Annotated in this window: 13 protein-coding genes; 6 read left to right on the top strand and 7 right to left on the bottom strand. The window is 69.8% G+C overall.

The annotated features are described in order from the left end of the window. Positions 1-536 precede the first annotated feature (536 nt). Positions 537-1,016: a DUF4365 domain-containing protein gene (locus IPJ59_RS14015; protein ID WP_293272096.1), complete on the bottom strand. Its 480-nt coding sequence runs from the start codon at positions 1,014-1,016 to the stop codon at positions 537-539. A gap of 313 nt (positions 1,017-1,329) precedes the next feature. Between IPJ59_RS14015 and IPJ59_RS14010 the strand changes: the two genes are divergently transcribed. From IPJ59_RS14010 to IPJ59_RS14000, 3 genes are all read left to right on the top strand, one after another. Further along, positions 1,330-2,481 carry a hypothetical protein gene (locus tag IPJ59_RS14010; RefSeq protein WP_293272095.1) on the top strand — a complete coding sequence of 384 codons (1,152 nt, stop codon included), beginning with the start codon at positions 1,330-1,332 and terminating at the stop codon, positions 2,479-2,481. Between the two features lie 152 nt (positions 2,482-2,633). Continuing rightward, positions 2,634-2,921 (top strand): hypothetical protein, encoded by a 288-nt coding sequence (locus IPJ59_RS14005; protein ID WP_293272093.1) that lies wholly within the window; start codon positions 2,634-2,636, stop codon positions 2,919-2,921. Between the two features lie 371 nt (positions 2,922-3,292). Next, positions 3,293-3,610, top strand: a complete 318-nt coding sequence (locus IPJ59_RS14000; RefSeq protein ID WP_293272091.1) for a hypothetical protein — start codon at positions 3,293-3,295, stop codon at positions 3,608-3,610. A 12-nt stretch (positions 3,611-3,622) separates the two neighbouring features. Here the strand turns inward: IPJ59_RS14000 and IPJ59_RS13995 are convergent, their stop codons facing one another. From IPJ59_RS13995 to IPJ59_RS13980, 4 genes are all read right to left on the bottom strand, one after another. Then, positions 3,623-5,143, bottom strand: a complete 1,521-nt coding sequence (locus IPJ59_RS13995) for a hypothetical protein (RefSeq protein WP_293272089.1) — start codon at positions 5,141-5,143, stop codon at positions 3,623-3,625. A gap of 165 nt (positions 5,144-5,308) precedes the next feature. Then, positions 5,309-6,403 (bottom strand): hypothetical protein, encoded by a 1,095-nt coding sequence (locus tag IPJ59_RS13990; RefSeq protein ID WP_293272087.1) that lies wholly within the window; start codon positions 6,401-6,403, stop codon positions 5,309-5,311. A gap of 45 nt (positions 6,404-6,448) precedes the next feature. Beyond that, positions 6,449-8,254 carry a choice-of-anchor Q domain-containing protein gene (locus IPJ59_RS13985; protein WP_293272086.1) on the bottom strand — a complete coding sequence of 602 codons (1,806 nt, stop codon included), beginning with the start codon at positions 8,252-8,254 and terminating at the stop codon, positions 6,449-6,451. A gap of 155 nt (positions 8,255-8,409) precedes the next feature. After that, positions 8,410-9,255: a mechanosensitive ion channel family protein gene (locus tag IPJ59_RS13980; protein WP_293263213.1), complete on the bottom strand. Its 846-nt coding sequence runs from the start codon at positions 9,253-9,255 to the stop codon at positions 8,410-8,412. Positions 9,256-9,364: 109 nt separating this feature from the next. Here IPJ59_RS13980 and IPJ59_RS13975 point away from each other — a divergent pair, with 109 nt between their 5' ends. Beyond that, a complete protein-coding gene (locus IPJ59_RS13975) occupies positions 9,365-10,132 on the top strand; it encodes a hypothetical protein (protein WP_293272084.1) in 768 nt (255 codons plus the stop codon). A gap of 97 nt (positions 10,133-10,229) precedes the next feature. Here the strand turns inward: IPJ59_RS13975 and IPJ59_RS13970 are convergent, their stop codons facing one another. Further along, complete coding sequence (locus IPJ59_RS13970) at positions 10,230-11,132, bottom strand: OmpA/MotB family protein (RefSeq protein ID WP_293263217.1); 903 nt, start codon at positions 11,130-11,132, stop codon at positions 10,230-10,232. 102 nt (positions 11,133-11,234) lie between these two features. On the opposite strand from IPJ59_RS13970, the gene IPJ59_RS13965 reads away from it, so the two are divergent. Both IPJ59_RS13965 and IPJ59_RS13960 read left to right on the top strand, forming a co-directional pair. After that, positions 11,235-12,308 carry a potassium channel family protein gene (locus IPJ59_RS13965; RefSeq protein WP_293263219.1) on the top strand — a complete coding sequence of 358 codons (1,074 nt, stop codon included), beginning with the start codon at positions 11,235-11,237 and terminating at the stop codon, positions 12,306-12,308. A gap of 302 nt (positions 12,309-12,610) precedes the next feature. After that, positions 12,611-14,503, top strand: coding sequence for a tetratricopeptide repeat protein (locus tag IPJ59_RS13960; RefSeq protein ID WP_293272082.1), 1,893 nt, complete (start codon positions 12,611-12,613; stop codon positions 14,501-14,503). Positions 14,504-14,521: 18 nt separating this feature from the next. Here IPJ59_RS13960 and IPJ59_RS13955 read toward each other — a convergent pair whose 3' ends face one another. Then, on the bottom strand, positions 14,522-17,998 hold the full coding sequence (locus IPJ59_RS13955) for an MYXO-CTERM sorting domain-containing protein (protein WP_293272080.1): 3,477 nt from the start codon (positions 17,996-17,998) through the stop codon (positions 14,522-14,524). Between the last annotated feature and the right edge of the window lie 47 nt (positions 17,999-18,045).

Raw genomic sequence — 18,045 nt, 5'->3', positions numbered from 1 at the left:
ATACGTCCCCGGCTGCCCTTGGGGCGCCGCCCGACGACCTTGCCGACGCCTGGGGAGGACGGAGCCGCGGGGCGGCCGAGGAAGGGCCCGAGGGCGGGGTGGAGGGGGGGCGGGCGGAGCGCCCAGGAGCCCAGCCGGCGCCAACGGGCGGCGCTAGAGCCCCCCGAGGTCACGCGGGGCGCCGCGGGGCTGGACGCTGCAGGCACTGGCGAGCAGGGGACTTCAGCGCGCCCTCGCAGGGCCGGCCGGCGACCAGGCCGATCCCCCGTCGCCCCCCCAGGCGTACGGAGGAGGCGACGGCCCAGGACCTGCTCCAGGGCGGCCCCGAAGCCGAGATCCGCGAGCTGCGAAGGTGATGGCGCGGCGTAGTGGCCAGATCCGGGTCCAAGGGATCTGGACCTCGACCCTCCGGCGCCGGGTGCGATAGATCGCGGCGTAGCTGAGCCGCGATGGCATGCTTTGCCATTGCCGGGTGGCGAGGTAGTCGCGCAGCGCCTGATAGCTGACTCGGGCTGCGAGCGTGGGGCTCCGGTCGTTCACGTGACGATCGCCTCCTGGCGAGAGATCCGCTCGAGGAGCCCGCGGATCCCGGCACTGTCGAACACCTGCGTGCGGGGCAAGTGCACACGTGAGGTGCCCTCATTGCTTGTGGCGGGTAGGCCGCAAAGCGAGAGCCAGTAGGCCGAACGACGGAGCACAAGCGCCTCCTCGGTCCAGGTGAGCCAGCACCCCGTCCTCGGCGGAGCGGCGCGAGGACGCGGGGTCGGCTGCTGGGCGAGATGGTTGTAGTTCCTGACCTTGAGATCGTAGGGGAACTGCGTGCAGCCCTCGGGGAGGTCGAAGGCCGTCGCCTTGACCTGGACGGCCAGCGCTGGTGAGTGCAACGCGCCGCCCCCGAGCGTGCCGCCAGCGAGGATGTGGAGGTCGATGCTGTCGCGGTCACGTCGGACCTCCTCCACCGCGAAGCCGGCGCGCGAGGCGACGGCTCGCACGTAGGCGAGGCTGAGTTCCTCCATGATGTCGTTGTGGCTCCATGGGCCGGTGGAGGCTGGGTGCGCGACCTTAGCAGAGCGCGGGCCTGGCAGCGCAGCAAACGGCGACTAGCGACTTTCCCCCCCAGGCCCTCGGAGCCAACGCTGACGACGGGAAGTCGCTTGGGCCTGCACGCACGCTACTGGACCCCGGACTGCTCATATGCCATCGTCTTCGCCCATGTTCGCTCGCGGCGCAATCGCCTGTCTCTCGACCCTCGCGGCGTGTAGCGCCTCGACGCGGGATTGCGTCGAGGGGAGTCAGGTGTGGGACGCACGAGCAGCCGATGTTGTGTGCGTGCGCGGCGACCTGATCGTGGAAGGTCGAAGTGCGAAGGAACTGGCGATCCTCGCAGATGTCGAGGATATCGAGGGTTCACTGGTGATTCATGATAACCCGGCCCTGGACGAGCTCCCCGAGTGGCCAGCGTTGACACACATTGGCGGCGCGTTTTCTCTCTCGGAGAACGCCGTGCTCACCGTGGTGCACGGTTTTCCCGCCCTCGAGCGCATCGACGGGCGCCTGTATGTCGCCGAGAATCCGAAGCTGTCCCAGTTCGCGCTCGGCGATGCACTCGTCTCGGTCGGGTCGATCTTCGTGGCATTGAACCCCGAGCTCATGGAGTTCGCGGCCCCGGCCGCGCTCGCTCAAGTCGAGGGCGATCTGAACATCTCCGCGAATAATGGGCTGGAGCGGCTCGAGCTCCCGGGCCTCAGCGATGTCGCCGGAAGTCTCTACATTGAGGATAACGTCGCTCTCGCTCTCGCTAAATTCCCCGCACTGAGGATGATAGGCGGTGACTTGTCGATATCGGGCGACCTCTCGCTGGAGACCCTCGACGGCTTTGAGGGGCTCGAGCGCGTAGCTGGACAAGTAACCATCAGCGACAACGATGAACTGAAGACGTTCTCCCTGGCGGCTTCGATCGATACGCCTTCCATCTTCATCAGGAAGAACGCAGCGTTGACGCGGATCTCGGGTTCACCACCGGCCCGCATCGGGGCGCATACGTCGGTGAGTATCCAGAAGAACCTTGCGCTGCGGTCGATCGACGATTTTTCCGGGGTCGAGGCGCTGGCGGGTCTCACGATCGAAGAGAACGGGGTGCTGATCGAGATCACGGGGTTGCGCTCGCTGGTGCGCGTTGGGCCCTATAATCTGAGCGTCGTTCGCAACGCTTCGCTGGCGGGTCCGGCGGACTGGTTGCCTGCTCTCGCCGAGGCGTCCGAGCTGCGGGTGTTCGGCAACAAATCGCTTCCGCCGTCGGTGGTGCAGGGCTTGCTTGACCATGTCACCGTCGAGGGGGATACGCGGGTGGGAGACAACCAGGGTGAGGAGACCGCGCTCGATCCCTGTCCATGGGCCGGGGATGGCTTGTGTGATGCAATCTCGCCCGCGGGAGCAATATCCACTCAACTCTGCGCGATCGATCCGGAGGACTGTCTATGAGCGTGGCGACGTCCGCGGGGCTTCTGGCCGTCGGCGGCCGCCGGGGTGTGTGGCGGGGCGGCAGATCGCTACGAGCCGAGTCTCCGCGACGTGGAGGCCGTTTGTTCGGATCGGTGGTGTGGTGTGGGCGTTCGCCGCGTCGCTGCTAGCCTGTGACACCGATCACCGCGCGGATCAGAGACGGCGGTGAACACATTGAGTTCATCTTCGAGAAGGCGGATCGTGCATTGTGCGAGGGCTCGTTGTCTGAGTTCGATCGCTTCATCGAGCGGGTCTTCGGGCTGCTTGAGGTCGATATTCCGCCAAATTATCGAGCGTTGGTCCAGGTTGTAGATGACGCTCCTTGCCCGCAAGACGCGTGCTATCGGCAAGGAGGCCGGGTGTATATGGAGGACCTGGATGATTCTGGGCGTTCGGCCGGCCGAGACGCTGCGGCATGAGCTCGCATGCAGTGGCGTGCGCAGGAGTGTTTGGGGGGCGACCTTGCCGTTCTTCGCCGAGGGTCTCGCGGTGGCTTTGTCGCAGGGAGGTCAATGGTGCCCTGGATGGGGCCCGTCGCGGTACACGATATGTTGGATGACAGTTCAGATGACCTGATTATCCTGGCGGCAGGACGTTTTCGCGATTTCTGATTGACACCCGCGGCCGCGATCGTTTCAAGCAGGTATACAACGGAGCACAGACCGCCTCGATCGAGGCGGTCCAGGGGGTCATCGAGGAGGTCTACGGCGAGAGCTTCGCGGACATCGAGGCGGAGTACCTTTCTGGAGCGCCACGGTGCCTGTTTCAGCTCGACGTTTGCGACCTGGACGTGGCGGAGAAGGTTGGATCGGCGTGGGCGAGCACCTTCGCGGTCTCGTGCGACGATCCCGATGTATATGGGAGTGTCGGAGCCGACGATACGCAGATGGCGACTCGGCGGACGCTCGAGATCGAAACGGCGGGGACCTACCGATTGACCACGGGGGCGCACCTGTTCCTGTCTCGCTGTGGTGACTGCGATGTGCAGTTTCGTCGAGAATTCCGATATTCTACGGACATCGACATCGAGCTCGACGCTGGATTTTACGCGCTCGAGTTCGTGGAAACTCAGGATACGGTGGTGGAGGTGGCGCTCGTGGCGAAGTAGCAGCTGGGGCCGTCACAGCGAAGCGGGCAGGTCCCACGAGATCAGCGGCGTCTTGTTGAGATAGGCGACGGGGGCGAACCAGAGTTTACCGCTCGGGCTGACGGCGACCCGGCCCTTGGCGGGCATCATGGCGAAGGACTCGACCTCGCCGGTGAAGGGGTGGACGCGGACGACCTCGAGGGAGGCCAGGCTCGCGTACACGTGACCCGAGAACGGATCTTGAGTGAGATTGGTGACGTCGGACATGAGGTCGACGACGAATTCGGTTTGGTGGGTGTTGGTGTTGAAGCGGTGGAGGTCGCCGCCGATGAGGGCGACGAGGTTGTGGACGTCGCTGATCGGTGCGCTGGCGGTGACGCGGGCGGTGAATGTGTAGAGGTTTGCGACCTTGGCGGTCTCGAGGTCGGCGCTGCTGTAGTCGCCGTCGGCGAGGGCGTTGCCGACGTAGAGGACGCGGTTCTCGCCCCAGGTGAGGCCCTGCGGGCCGCCGTCGACGGCGATGTTGCCGAAGGGGCCGGTGCCCTGGGTCGGCTCGGCGTAGATGATAATCGGCAGCGGCATGTTGGGGCTCTCCTCGACGAGGTGAGCCACGCCGCGGGCCTCGGGGTTGTTGGCGCAATCTCCACAGCTGGGGCAGCAGATATAGGTGACGGCGACCTCGCCGTAGCCCTCGACGGGGGTCGGCGGCTGCGGATCGCTGCCGATCGGCGGCGGGAGTGTGAGCTGGGGGATCGTCAGGTGACGCAGGACGCGGACCTCGCCGAGGTCGAAGTCGCCGATCGCCCCGAAGCTGGTCAGCTCGCCGGCGCTGGTCATGCGCCGGACATACTCCTGTCCGCCGCTGACGGTCACGGCCCACGCGGTACAGTCGTCAGCGAAGTCGATCGCGGAGATATCGGCGGAGAAGGGGCCGTTGAGCAGATCGATGGGCGGGTCGCTGCAGCCGGGGGCGCGCTCGCAGGCGCCGCATAGGGTGCCCCAGCAGGCGCCATCGCCGGTGCAGGCGACGTCGGCGCAGGGGGCCACGGGGATGCACGCTCCGGCCCCGTCGCAGGCGCTGCCGGGGCCGCATTGCTGGGTGTCGCAGGGCAGGCTCGGACCGCCCAGGGTGCAGGCGGCGTCGGGGGTGTGACATTCACCGCTGACGACGTCGCAGACCTGGTCGGGACCGCAGGGGTCGGGGTCCTGGCCCTGACAGCTGGTGACGCATACGTCGTCGATACACTGCTGGTTGGGGTCGGAGCAATCGTTGCAGTTCACGCCGCTGGTGGTGCCGCTGCCGGTGAGCACGGGGCCGGTCGAGCCGGTGAGCTCGGTGGCGTTGCTGCCGGGGCCGACGCTGGTCGGCGAGGTGGTGGTCGGGGTGCTCTCGCTGCTGGTGCTGTCGGTGCCGCTGCCGGTCGGGCTATCGGTCGGGTTGGCGGTCGGGTTGCCGGTCGGGCTGCCGGTCGCGTCGGCGCGGCCGTCGTCGCCGCAGGCGAGCACGAAGGAGAGCGCGACCACGATCCGGGGAGCTCGGAGTAGAGATGTCATGGCTGCATGGTACCGGGGTGTCCGCGTCGCTGCGAGGATGCCCGGGGGTGCGCGACCCGCCGGGGAGGCCGACGAGGAGTGTCCGTGCCGCTGTGCGCGACCCACCGGGGGTCGACGAGAAGCCAGGCGGGGGCGCGGAATGCTGGCAGAGCTTCGCGTGCGGTCTCAGCCGGGCGGCGTGAAGGACTCGCAGGCGGTGGAGATCGTGGCGATCGCGGCGGCGAGGGTGTCCTCGTAGCCGGCCTGGCAGACGTTGCCGAGGTTATGGCTGGGGATGCTGGTCGCCAGCGCGGTGAGGTTCGGGCTGGCGGCGGCGCCGGTGAAGTCGTTGGGTGAGATGTCCTTGCAGTCGGGCCAGCGCGGGTCGCCGCCGGAGATTAGGACAAAGGCGAGGTTCTCGGGGAGGTCGTTTTTCGCGGCGATGAGCGCGGTCGACCAGGCGGCGGCGTTCTGCTGCTTGTCGGCGTCCGGGGGGCTCCAGTCGTCGTCCTCGTCGGTGATCATGACGACGACGAGCAGGGCGTCGGGGCGCAGGAAGGCCTCGTTGCAGGCGCCGGGGGCGGCGAGCTCGGGGCCGACAGCGGCGAGCAGGGCGGCGGCCTGGGTCTCGCCGGTGTTGCCCTTGACGCCGACGCTGGCGGCGCAGGAAAATTCCTGGGCGAGGCTGGGGCCGGCGGTCATGAAGTTCTTGCCGGAGGCGAAGTTGCAGCTCGGGCCGGTGCCGGTCTTCTGGCCGTCGGGGGTGGCGTGGCTGAGCAGGCCGCCGAGCGCGTAGGGGCACGGGTTTTGCGGGTCGGGGTTCGGGTTGTCGTCGAAGCCGAAGACGTCGGTCTTGGTGACGCCGATCTGGTAGTCGCTGGTGTCCGGGAGGGCCGCCTGGATCGCGGTGATGAAGCCGGGGAGCGCGGCGGTGAGGAGGGCCTGCTCGGCGGCCATGGAGTTGGAGTTGTCGACGACGAACAGGAAGTCGATCTTGGTGCAGCCCTCGTCGTTGCCGGTGCCGGCGTCGGGGACGGCGAGGTCGAGCTTGGGGCCGTCACCGGTGGGCAGGACGCCGGTGGACACGTCCATGGTGGTCGAGTCGAGGGGGCCGCTGGTCGGGGTGTTGGTGGCGCTGCCGCTGCCGTCGTCGCCAGTGCCGGTCTCGCTGACGGTCGCGCTGGTCGGGGAGGTCGGGGTGCCGCTGGGGTTGGTGGCGACGCCGGGGTCGGTGGTACTGCAGGCGGTGAGGATGAGTCCAAGGATAGCGAGCAGGCGCATGGCGGGTATTTTCGGGGGAGGTTGTGGGTCGTGGAGGCGGTGAAATCAGTTCGCCTCGAGCGCGCCGAGGGTGCAGGGGTCGGCGCGGGGCATGCCGCGCTGGTCGGTGGGTGGGCACTGGCTGCCGGCGGCGAGGGCGGGGCTGCCGGGGAGTGGGGCGATTGTGTCGGTGGGGCCGCCGTTGTCGGCGAGCGGGCCGAGCATGGGGTCGACGCGGGTGATGCCGGGGGTGCAGTCCATGTCGTCCTTGAGGCCGTTCGGCCACTGGAGATTGTGGTCGCCGGTGCCGGGCGGGGAGGCGTAGCTGCTGCCGGTGCAGTTGAGCGGGGTGTACTGATTATCGGCGATGTTGCTGATGATCGTGTTGTGGATCGTGAGCGGGGAGGCGCGGCCGATGCCGGAGGCGAATTGTGCGGTGTTGCCGGCGATCGTGCAATTGAGCAGGGTGCCGCTGGTCTTGTCGCCGATGACGAGGCCGCCGCCGATGCCGCGGGTCGTGAAATCGGGCTTGGGCCAGGTCTGGTTGTCGGCGAGGGTGACGTTGGTGAGGTCGGCCGTCGCGGCTTGCTCGCCGTGGCCGAGGATCCACAGGCCGGCCGCGCTGCGGGCCGCGTTGCGGGCGATCGTGCTGCTGGTGATTGTGACGGAGGTGCCCTGAATGTAGAGGCCGCCGGCGCCGCTCGGGAGCATGTCGTCGCCCGACTCGGGGATGCTGTTATCCGCGAATGTGCTGCGGTCGATGGTGCTGGGTTCGCCCTCGTAGCCGGTGCGAAACAGGGCGCCGCCGAAGGCTCCGCCGGTGTTGCCGGTGACGGTTGCGCCGCAGATCGTGAGCTCGCGGCCGACGCCGTCCATGACGATCGCGCCGCCGTTGCCGCCCTGGCCGGCTTGCTGGCCCATCTCGTTGATGTAGTTGGCGCCGGTGCCGGTGGCCTGGTTGTCGGTGAAGCTGCTGTTGACGATCGTGAGGGCGGTGTGCAGGGCGCCGATCGCCCCGCCGTTGGCGGCGCGGTTGTTGTGAAAGCTGCAGCCGACGACGACGGTCGCGCCGACGCCGATGCCGTAGATCGCCCCGCCGGCGACGTCGGGGCCGAGCAGCGCGGCGTCGTTGTCCGCGAAGCTGCAGTCGATCGCGGTGACGCTGCCGCCGCGGTAGTAGATCGCCCCGCCGCCGCCGTCGACGTCGGTGCCGAGGGCGATCGCGGTGCCGCTGGCCTTCGCGTCGACGAAGCGGAGGCGCTGCACGGTGAGCAGCGGGCCGGTGGCCTCGAAGTTGCCGGTGTCCATGTTGAGGATACGGGTGGTCTTGCCGCCGCTGAGGGTGACCGTGCCGCCGCCGTCGAGGACGAGGTCCTTGGTGATCTTCTGCTCGCTGGTGAGGGTGATCGTGACGGGGTCCGGGCCGCAGTCGAAGGTGACGACGCCGCCCGCGGCGATCGCGATGGCGAGCGCGGCCTCGGTGCAGCTCGCGGGGGTGCCGTCGCCGACGATCTGGTCAGGGCTGGCGACGTCGACCAGCTGCACGGGCGGGTCGCAGACGCCGGCGGGTGGTGGCGGGTCGTCGCCGGTGTCAACGTCGGTGGTGTTGCCGGTCGGGTCGCCGGTCGGGTCGCCGGTCGGGTCGCCGGTGGTGGGGCCGCTGGTGGGGCCGCTGGTGGGGCCAGTCGGGTCGCCAGTTGGATTGCCAGTTGGATCGCCAGTTGGGTTGCCGGTCGGGTCGCCGGTCGGGTTCGAGGTCTCGCTGCCGGCAGTCTCGCTGGCAGATCCGGCGTCGCCGCAGGCGGCGAGGACCAGGCATGCGCAGAGCCAGCGTTTCGCCGGGAAACAGGTCGTCGAGGATCGGGCGGTCAAAGGCCACCTCGTGGGTATGTGCGGAGCCAGCGTTTCGTGTGTAAAGACATCGCCCACCTCTGCGGCCAGCATACCTGGATGCCGGGGAGCGGAGGCGGGCGGTGCTGGCTTGCGCGCAAGCAAGCAGTGAGGGGCCGTGGGGGCGCCTCGCCGCGTCAGTTCTTGTTGTGGTGGATCGCGTGCGGCGCGGGGACGGGCAGGCCGGCGGTGGCCTCGGCGATGGCTCCGTAGACGCCGCCCATGACGCCCTCCTGCTCGGGGACGCCGCCGCGGACGTAGGGGCAGACGAACAGGAGGGTGCCGGCGGCGTTGTACTCGACGATGCCGCAGTCGGGGGCGGGGTCGCTGACGACGTTGGCGACCTTGAGGACGCGCTCCTTGATCTTGGGCAGGATCTCGAAGGGGTTGACGCCGTTGGCGATCTGGGCCCGCAGCTCGAGGCGGACGTAGGGGTTATGCGAGTGGTTGATGATGTTGTCGGAGAACAGCTTGTTGTTGCCGACGAAGATGCGGACGTTGTTGCGGGTGTCGAGGGTGGTGGCGAACAGGCCGATCTCCTTGACCTGGCCGTTGACGCCGGCGGCGGTGATGATGTCGCCGACCTTGAAGGGGCGCAGGAGGACGAGGAAAACGCCGGCGGCGAAGTTGGCGAGCAGGCCGGCCCAGGCCATGCCGATGGCGACGCCGACGGCGGCGAGGAGGGCGGCGAAGGAGGTCGACTCGACGCCGAACATGCCGAGCACGCCGACGATGAGGACCACGCGCAGGAGGATGCTCAGCGCCGAGACCACGTAGTTGGTGACCGTGCGGTCGAGGTTGCGAGCGTTCATCGTCGCGCTGAGCATCCGGCACGCGACGCCGATGAGCATGCCGCCGATCACCCAAATGGCGATCGCCCCGAGGACCTGCCAGAGGAAGGGGATCGCGTAGAGCTTGAAGAGGGCGGTCGCCTCGGCGACCCAGTCGGCTGCGGGGGGGATGGCGGGACTTGCGAGGTACATCGTGAGCCGCAGGGTGGCGGGTCCGCCGCTGGCTGACAAGCCCCTGCATCGTGCCCTGGGTGCGCGTGGTGCCGTTTTCACGGCGTTTCGGGCGTGATACAAGGTGGGCGTGTCACGCAACGTTCCGGGAGTGCTCGTGGTCGCGTGGGCCCTGTCGCTGGCGGGCTGCGCCAGCGCGCTCGAGGAGACGGTGCGGCGTCAAGCGGCCGTGGATATGTCCTGTCCTGAAGGACAGGTGGCGGTCCGCGACCTGCGCAGCGACAATTACGTGCGCGATTTCAGCGTGAGCGCGTGCGGCAAGCAGGCGCACTACCAGGCGGCGTGCAGCATGGTCGGGAGCTGCACGGCGTACCAGTCGCGCGAGCTCGGCGAGCACCCGCTGGCCGGGAGCCAGGCGCTGACGGCCGGGGTCGAGGACCTGCAAGCGGCGCCGGTCAACCCGCCGACGATCGTGATGGCCGGGGCGAGCGAGGCGGTGCCGATGGTGCCGGTGCTCGAGACGAGCGAGGCTGCGCCGGTGGTGGCTGCGCCGGCGGTCGCAGGCGAGGGCGGGGCGAGCGAGGTGGTGGCGGGGAGCAGCGTGACGGTGGTGAATTCTGTGGCGACGCACGGGGTCGCGGCTGGGGAGGGGGCGACGGTGACGCTGCGCAGCGCCTGCCCGCGCACGGTGACGCTGTTCGTGGGTTCGCAGCCGGGGGCGGAGGACGGGCTCTATATGACGCTCGGGGCGGGGAGCTCGATCGCGCCGAAGCTGGCGACGGGGACCTCGCTGTGGCTGCTCGACGCGCGGCGGGCGGGGCTGGCGAGCGTGTCGATCGATGCGAGCACGCGGGAGATCGCGATCGCGGAGAACTGCAGCGGGCTCGCGGCGCGGTGAGGAGCGGCGCGGGAGGTATGATCATTGGGCCCGCGAGCTGCTGGAGCTCGCGGGCTCGCGGCGCGGTGAGGATTTTCGCCGCGGATTCGAAGTATGATCATTTGCCGCCCGCGAGCTGTTGCAGCTCGCGGAAGCCGGGCAGGCCGGTGAGGTCGGGGACGACCACGATCTCGATGCGGCGGTTGCGGCCGCGATTGGCGTCGCCGTCGTTGGCGGCGGTCGGGCGATACTCCGAGAAGCTGGCGGCGCTTACCCGCTGCGGGGCCATGCCGGCCTCGAGCAGGGCCCGGACGACGCCGAGGGCCCGGGCCGCGGCGAGCTCCCAATTCGAGGCATAGGCCGCGGTGTGGATCGGGACGTCATCGGTGTGGCCCTCGACCTGGAATCGTCGCTCGGGGATCGTGGCCAGTCCGCGTCCGACCTCGAGCAATGCATCGCGACCGTCCTTGCCGAGCTTGGCCGAGCCGCTGGGGAACAGGATGTCCATCGGCAGGGTCAGGACCATGCGCCCGTCGACGACCCGCACCTGCAGCTTGCCGGCGTCGATCAGGTCCTTGAATCGCGCGAGCATGTCCTTGAACTCGGCGACGCGGCGCGCGGCCTCGCGTTCGCGCTCGGCGGCGGCGGCCAGGGCTCCGCGCATTTCGTCGACCGTGGACTTGAGCTGGCTGCGGTCCTTGACGAGGCGGGCGAGCAGCTCCTGCTGGGTTCGCAGGTCGGCCTTCAGGTCCTGGGCCTCGAGCTCGTTGGCCCGCGCCGCGGCCGCCTGGCGAAGGATCTCGTTGTTGAGATCGACGGCTCGCGCCTCGCACTTTGTCGTCAGCGCGCCGGCGTCGGCCAGCTCCTGGGCGCAGCGGGCGGCCTGCTGACGGGCGGCCTCCTGCTCGCCGAGGAGCGCCTGGCGGGCCTGCTCGCGCTCCTCGGCGAGGGCGTCGTAGCGGGTGCGGGTGACGCAGCCGGAGGTCAGCAGCACGGCGAGCAGGAGCGGGAGGCGAGGCATGGCGGGCCGAGATTGCTGCAAGTCGCGGCCGCGGCGGTGCGCAGTTCTTGCGGGTTTCTTGCGCAGGGCGAGCCAAAGCCTGCAGGGTAGAACGTTCCCGTGGTGGCCTCGCCCAAGCGTCTCGCGCCGAGCCTGCACATCGACCTGCCGCCGCCGCAGGCGGAGCCGCAGGGGCGACCGCTGGTGCGGACGGCGCTGCTGGTGGGGCTGGTGTTCTCGATCGGGATGGTCGGTTTTTATGTGATCGGTCGGCCCGAGGCGGAGCTCGTCGACGCCTTTTATATGACGAGCATCACGCTCACGACGATCGGCTACGGCGAGGTCATCCCGGTCGAGACCACGGCCGCCAAGCTGTTCACCGGCGTGTACGCGGTGATCGGCTTCGGCATGTTCGTGTATTTGTTCTCGAACATCACGGCCTTCATGGTCGAGGGGGGCCTCGATCGTTACCTCTGGGAGCGCAAGATGCACCGAGCCATCGAGAAGCTGAAGGACCACACCGTCGTGTGCGGCGCGGGGAACACCGGGCGCCACGTCATCGGCGAGCTGCTGGAGACCCGGCGGCCCTTCGTGGTGATCGACCGCGACCCCGAGGTCGTGCGGGCGCTCCACCAGCATCTCGGGGAGCCGTTCCCGGCGGTGATCGGCGACGCGACCGACGACGACGTGCTTCGCGCGGCCGGGGTGCCGCGCGCGAGCGGGCTGATCGCGTGCCTCAGCCGCGACAACGACAACCTGGTGGTCACGCTCTCGGCCCGCTTGCTGGCCCCGAAGCTGCGGATCGTCGCTCGCTGCATCGACGAGCGGGAGCAGGCCAAGATCCGCCGGGCGGGCGCCGACACGGTGGTCTCGCCGAACATGATCGGCGGGATCCGGATGGTCTCCGAGATGATCCGTCCGACCGTCGTCACCTTCCTCGACCTGATGCTGCGCGACCGGGAGCGGCGCCTGCGGGTCGAGGAGGTGCTCGTGCCCGAGGGCTCGCCGCTGGCCACCAGCACCGTCGGTCAGCTCCACGCGCGCAAGATCAAGGACCTCCTGGTCGTCGCCCTGCGCGACGGCGACGGCAGCTGGCGCTACAACCCCGACGAGGACGAGCGCATGAACGCGGGCATGACGATCGTGTTCATGGGGAGCCCGGAGGCCCGCGTGGCGCTCGAGCAGCTGGTCGCGTGATGGGGGGTCGCGGCGGGCGTCGACGTTGGCGATGTCGCGTGCGCTGGTCGTCGGGCCGCTTGCCCCGCGGGCGGGCTTGGGGCATGGTCCGGGCCTCGTGAGCGAAACCGCATCGACCCCGCCAACCGCCCTGAGCGTGGACCCGACCTTTGCCGCCGAGGTGCCGCCGCACCTGTGGCTGCGCTCGGGTCGGCCGTTCGTGGGCACGGCGACGCGGGTCTACCTCTCGCTGGTGCTGATCGCCACGGCGCTGATCTTCGTGCCGCGCGGGCCGACCTACTGGGGGGCTCATCGTCGGCGGTGTGGTCAGCTATTTCCTGTTCCCGTTGGTCGTGCAGGGGCTGCTCAAGCCGATCGAGCGGCGGGTGCTGGCGGTGCGGCGACGCGAGGCGACGGCGCTGCTGCAGGAGGTGCGGGCGCGCCGGGTGGTCCGCCAGTTCGCGCCGCACGCGTGGCTGACGCTGCAGGAGGGGCGCCTGCACCTGCGGCGCGGCGACGGCAAGGCGGCGGCGCGGGCCTTCGCGGAGACGGTGCGGCTGTCGCGAGGCGCGGATGAGCCGGCGCTGGTGTCGGCGCAGGCGCAGGCGCTGTTGATCGCGGAGCAGCCCGAGCAGGCGCGCGAGCTGCTGCAGGCGTTGGCGAAGAAGCGGCCGCTGACCGCGAGCGACCGGCTGCACCTGGGGCTCGCGTTGCTGGCCGGGAAGGGCAACGGGCGCGAGGCGACGGAGCACGTGCAGGCGGCCGCGCAGACGCTCGGCGGGCACCCGCGCGTGCTGGCTGCGCTGGCCCTGGCGCTGCACCGCAGCGATGAAGTTGGGGAGGCGCTGGTGATGTTGCAGCGGGCGCAGGACGCTCTGGGCGACGAGCCGGACCCCTTCGATGAGGCGCTGGTCCAGCGCGGCGTGAAGCTGATGCGGACGGTGCAGAAGGCGCAGCAGAAGCGCGAGCGCAAGGTCGAGGCGCCGGCGGCGGTGCGGGTGGCGGGGATAGCGAAGGCGCCGGCGACGGAGGCCGAGGGCAAGGCGAAGGCCCCGGCGAAGTCGACCGCGGAGGAGAAGGCGAAGAGCGGTCGTCGGGTGAAGAAGGACGAGCGCCGGGCGGCTCGCCGGGCGGCCAAGGCCGAGAAGCGATCGCAGCCGGAGGTCGTGAAGGCGAAGAAGGGGAAGGCGGCGAAGGCCAAGCCGGAGGCGAAGGTGGTGGCGAAGCCCGGGCCGCCGGTGAAGGTGGAGGCGCATCCGGTCGAGGTGGCGAAGCCGGCGGTGCAGCCGGTGGCGGCGAAGGTCGTGGCGGCTCCGGCGGTGCAGCCGGTGGCGGCGAAGGTCGTGGCGGCTCCGGTGGTGCAGCCGGTGGCGGCGAAGGTCGTGGCGGCTCCGGTGGTGCAGCCGGTGGCGGCGAAGGTCGTGGCGGCTCCGGTGGTGCAGCCGGTGGCGGCGAAGGTGGAGGCGGCTCCGGTGGTGGTGCAGCCGGTGGTGGTGCAGCCGGTGGTTGCGCGGCCTGCTGTGTCGGCGCCTGCGGCAGGACCGGCCCGGCCCGCGCCGCCGACGGGGACGGCGCTGTTCGGCTCGCTGGGCGCCCCGGGGCCCCGGGTTGCGAGCGGGCCGGTGGTCGGGGGTCCGGGGCTCGGTTTGCCGCGGGTCGCGGGCCAGGTACCTGTTCCGAAGGCCATGCCAGTCGCGGGTTCGGTACCTGTCCCGAAGGCCATGCCAGCCGCGGGTCAGGTACCTGTCCCGAAGGCCATGTCTGGGGTGTCGGGGGAGGCTGTCCCGAAGGCCATGTTGGGCGAGGTGACCGCGCCGGCCCCGAAGGCTGCGTCGATCGCTGCGCCGGTCTTGGGCTCGCCGCTGGTTCGGCCGGTCGCGCCGGTGTTGGGCTCGGCGCCGGTTCGGCCGGTGTTGCCGTCGGCGAGTTCGACGCCGATCGTTCGGCCGGTGGCGCCGGTGGTGGCTTCGACGCCGATCGTTCGACCAGCGGCGCCCGCGGTCGCGTCGGCGCCGATCCAGGCGTCGCGTGTGCCGGCTGCAGCGGCGGCGCCGGTGTTGCCGCCGTCGCCTGCGGCGGTGGTGCAGCCGACGGCTCCGGTGGCGCCGAGCCTCGGGCGGACCTCGAAGCTGGCGCAGGTGCTGCCTGACACGGACGACGGTTGGGACGACATGCTCAACGCGCTCGAGGGCGAGGGCCCGAGCTCGCCGCGTTGAGCTGGCTGTTGAGTTGGCTCAGATCGCCGGGGGGAACAGCTCGGGGTCGATCGGCGGGGTGCTCGGGGCCTCGCCGACCAGCTGCCACTGGCTGTTCGGCAGCTGGATCTCGACGTCGACGTCCTTGATCGCTTCGGTGCAGCGGACCACGATCGCCTCGATAGCGAGGTCACCGGCGGGGTAGTTGCCGGCGGGCGCGTCGGGGGTCGCGTCGGGCCAGGCGAAGCCCTGGACCTCGAGGAAGAGCTGGGCCTCGCCGCCCTTGCCGGCCTGGTCGGCGAGGAACACCCAGACGGCGTCCTCGACGCTGTCGTCGCCCTCGCGCATCGTCAGCGGGCCGCCGGGGTGCTTGATCGTGCCGGTGTAGGTGACGAAGAAGTTGAAGCTGTCGCTGAGCTCGGTGCCGCCGAGGCGGTCGAAGCCGTCGATGTCGTTGATCGAGAATTGGTTATTGTTGCTCGGGTCGGTCCAGGTGAGCAGGTGGGCGCCGGCGACGTAGTCGGTGGCGACGATCTCGTCGCTGTCGCCGCGGGCGAAGGCGAACAGGGCGGGGTAGTCGAAGCCGTTGAGCCCGGAGTCGCAGAAGCCCTTGTCGATCACCCCGCCGACCTTGAAGACGCGGACGATCGCCGTGAGGCCGTCGGTGGGCGCGGGCCACTCGCCCTCGACGAACTCCTCGACGGCGCCGTCGCGGGTGGTGCGGAGGCGGCGAGGGTCGCCGTCGATGACCTCGATCTCCCAGTCGTCCATGCGCCCGTTCTCCGGGTGCACGGGCCAGCCCGGCGGCATGATCACGGTCGAGTGGGCGGTCTTGCCGTCGGCCTCGACCTGGAAGGCCCGCATCTCGCGGACGCGTGAGGGACCATAGGGGTTACGCAGCTCGCTCCACAGCAGGGAGTCGCTGTCGAAGCGCAGCTCGTAGCCGCGGGTCAGGCCGTCGCGGGTCTGCTCGCCGGACCACACGCTGCCGTTCAGCTGCTCGAGCAGGACGTTGGCTTGCGAGCCGGTGGGGTCGTCGCCGGTGCTCGCGTCGGGGTCGGTGGTGCTGGGATCGGGGTCGGTGGTGATGTCGCTGGAGGTGGCGTCGCCGGTGGTGGTGGGGGTGTCGTTGGTGGTGCTCGGGAGCTCGTCGGTGGTTGCAGGCGCGGTGCCTGGGCTGCTGCTGCTGCTGTTGTCGGTGGTGGCGTCGCCGGCGTCGCCCGAGTCGCCGCAGGCGGTCAGGGACACGCTGCCGAGGCCGGCGACCAGGGCGAGGGCGATGGGGATCCGGCGGCGGCGGCGGAGGCCGAGGAGGCCGAGGAGGCCGAAGGCCAGGTTGCCGGCGTCGCGTGAGCCGTCGCTGCGGCAACCGCAGCCGTCGTCGCTGGACTCGCCGGCGGTCTCGCTGGTGCTGGCGTCGGCGGTGGTGAGCGTGGGGGCGCTGGCCGAGCCGTCGGTGGTCGGGACGTCGCCGGAGGTCGGGGTGTCGCCGCTGCTGTCGCTGTCGCTGTCGCTGGCGCTGCTGTCGGTGTCGGTGTCGCCGGGCGGCGGCGGGGCGGGCAGGCCTGGGACGACGATGTCGTCGCAGACGGCTGGCTTTTCGGACAGGCTCGGCGGGTAGGCGCGGCTGAGCGAGCCGTGGGGGTCCATGAGCAGCTGCGCGAGGCGGGTGACGGCGCAGGCGGCGACGCTGGGTGCGTCGGCGAAGGCCATGAGCGAGCCGTCGTGGCACTCGACGGGGGAGTCGTCGCCGGGGGCGGCCAGGAAGTCGCCGTTTTGGTCGCGGACGGACATGCTGCCGGCGACGTCGATGCCGAGCGGGAACACGGCCTTGGCGAGGTAGTCGCAGGCGCCGGCCTGCATCCACGCGGGGGTGTAGGAGGCGTCGAAGGAGGCCGGTCCGACGCCGATGGGGTCGTCGCCGACGGGGAGGACGGCGGCGTGGTTGGAGATCGCGGTGGCGGCGATGTTGAAGGCGTGGGCGAACAGGCCGCTGTCGTAGAAGTGGTCGAGGGTGTGGCCGCCCAGGCGTGGGTCGGCGGCGGCGAGCAGGCGGGCCTCGTACTCGTCGAAGTAGACCTGCTTCTTGGCGTCGATCTCGGTGATGAGCTGGTCGATGAAGACCTGGGCCTGCTCGATGAAGGCCTTCTGGATCGCGTCCTTGATCGGCTGGATCAGGGGGTCGAAGATCGCCTTCATGATCGCGGCGATGTCGACGTCGATGCCGAAGGCCTGCATGAAGGTGTCGAGCTCGATGATCCAGTCCGGGATGATCGCGTAGACGAGGGTGTCGTAGTCGATCGTGCCGATCTTGTCGGACCAGTCGTTGAGCGGCTTGAACAGGACCTTGAGCTCCTCCTTGGTGACGCCAAACTCGCCGTTCATGCCGTTGGGGGCCTCGTTGAGCTTGGCCGAGAGGTTGGCGACGACCTCGAGGTAGGCGCTGTGGAAGCTGAAGAGCTCCTTGCGCAGCTCATCGGTGATCTTCTCGAAGGCGGAGGGCAGCGGCTGGTTCTGGGCGTTGTAGCGCGGGGCGAGCAGGCCGACGTAGGTGAAGTACTCGGCGAACAGCTGCGGGCAGGTGAAGGCGCAGTCGGTCTCGTCGTCCTTGGTGCCGAGCTCGCCGTCGTCGCCGGGGGTGACGAGCAGCTCGCCGCCCTCGGGGGTGTTGGGGTCCTGCATGTTGGCGATCTTGGTCTCCAGGTCCAGCTGGGTGTCGCTGATGAGGCCGTCGATCGAGCTGAGGTAGACCGGCGAGAGGACGAGGTGGTCGGCCGGGGCGACGTCCATCGCGGCGACGATGGTGGGCAGGGTGGCGCCGGGGTTCTCGGCGACGACCTTGTCGTATTCGGCCTTGGGGTGGGCGGCCATCATGGCCCACAGGGGGCTCTTCTGGTCGAGGTAGGTGCGCAGGACGAAGCCGATCGGGATGGTGTGCAGGAGCTTGCTGGACTCGAAGGCGGCGGGGTCCTGGGCGACGGCGGCGGCCTGGATCTGCGACTCGGCGAGGATGTGGCGGACGACGTTGTCGAGGTCGGACTCGCGGTTGGCGGTGATCGGCGTGAGGGTGAAGGTCTCGCCGGTCATGAAGTTGACGTAGTGGTGGGCGACGGCGTCGGTGCTGCCGTGGAGGAAGCAGCCGAGCGCGTAGGCCCGCTCGTCGGGGAGGAGGGCGGCCTGGTAGAGCAGCTCGCACTGCTCGAAGGGGCGCTGGCCGATCGCGTGGGACGGGTCGGTCATGCCGGGGAACACCATGTTGTCGGGGCCGATGGCGCCTGCCCGAAAGGACAGGGGGTTGTCGGTCAGGGCCTTGACGTCCTCGGGGCTGAGCTTCACCGCGTAGTCGCCCATGCGCAGGGCGATGCTGCCGTTGCCGGCGTCGACCAGGGCGTCGCGCACCTTGTTGGCGATGGCGATGTGGATCCGCGTCGAGAAGGCGTGGGCTTGTGGCGGGACGGCCAGGACGGCGGCGAGGGAGACGGCGAGGCTGGTGGTGAAGAGGCGGCGGCAAGTCATGACAGACGGCCGTCATAACACGCCGCCAGCGGGCTCGCTGGGGCTTC

The organism is Nannocystis sp., from assembly GCF_016714285.1.
Taxonomy (GTDB): domain Bacteria; phylum Myxococcota_A; class Polyangia; order Nannocystales; family Nannocystaceae; genus Nannocystis.
The sequence above is the reverse complement of the archived record's forward strand: the minus strand, read 5'-3'. Positions and strand labels throughout refer to the sequence as shown.

Excerpts from the sequence above, each read along its gene's own strand:
- IPJ59_RS13995 (WP_293272089.1), bottom strand. The coding sequence starts at position 5,143 with ATGACATCTCTACTCCGAGCTCCCCGGATCGTGGTCGCGCTCTCCTTC.
- IPJ59_RS13990 (WP_293272087.1), bottom strand. The coding sequence starts at position 6,403 with ATGCGCCTGCTCGCTATCCTTGGACTCATCCTCACCGCCTGCAGTACC.
- IPJ59_RS13970 (WP_293263217.1), bottom strand. The coding sequence starts at position 11,132 with ATGCCTCGCCTCCCGCTCCTGCTCGCCGTGCTGCTGACCTCCGGCTGC.
- IPJ59_RS14015 (WP_293272096.1), bottom strand. The coding sequence starts at position 1,016 with ATGGAGGAACTCAGCCTCGCCTACGTGCGAGCCGTCGCCTCGCGCGCC.
- IPJ59_RS13980 (WP_293263213.1), bottom strand. The coding sequence starts at position 9,255 with ATGTACCTCGCAAGTCCCGCCATCCCCCCCGCAGCCGACTGGGTCGCC.
- IPJ59_RS13955 (WP_293272080.1), bottom strand. The coding sequence starts at position 17,998 with ATGACTTGCCGCCGCCTCTTCACCACCAGCCTCGCCGTCTCCCTCGCC.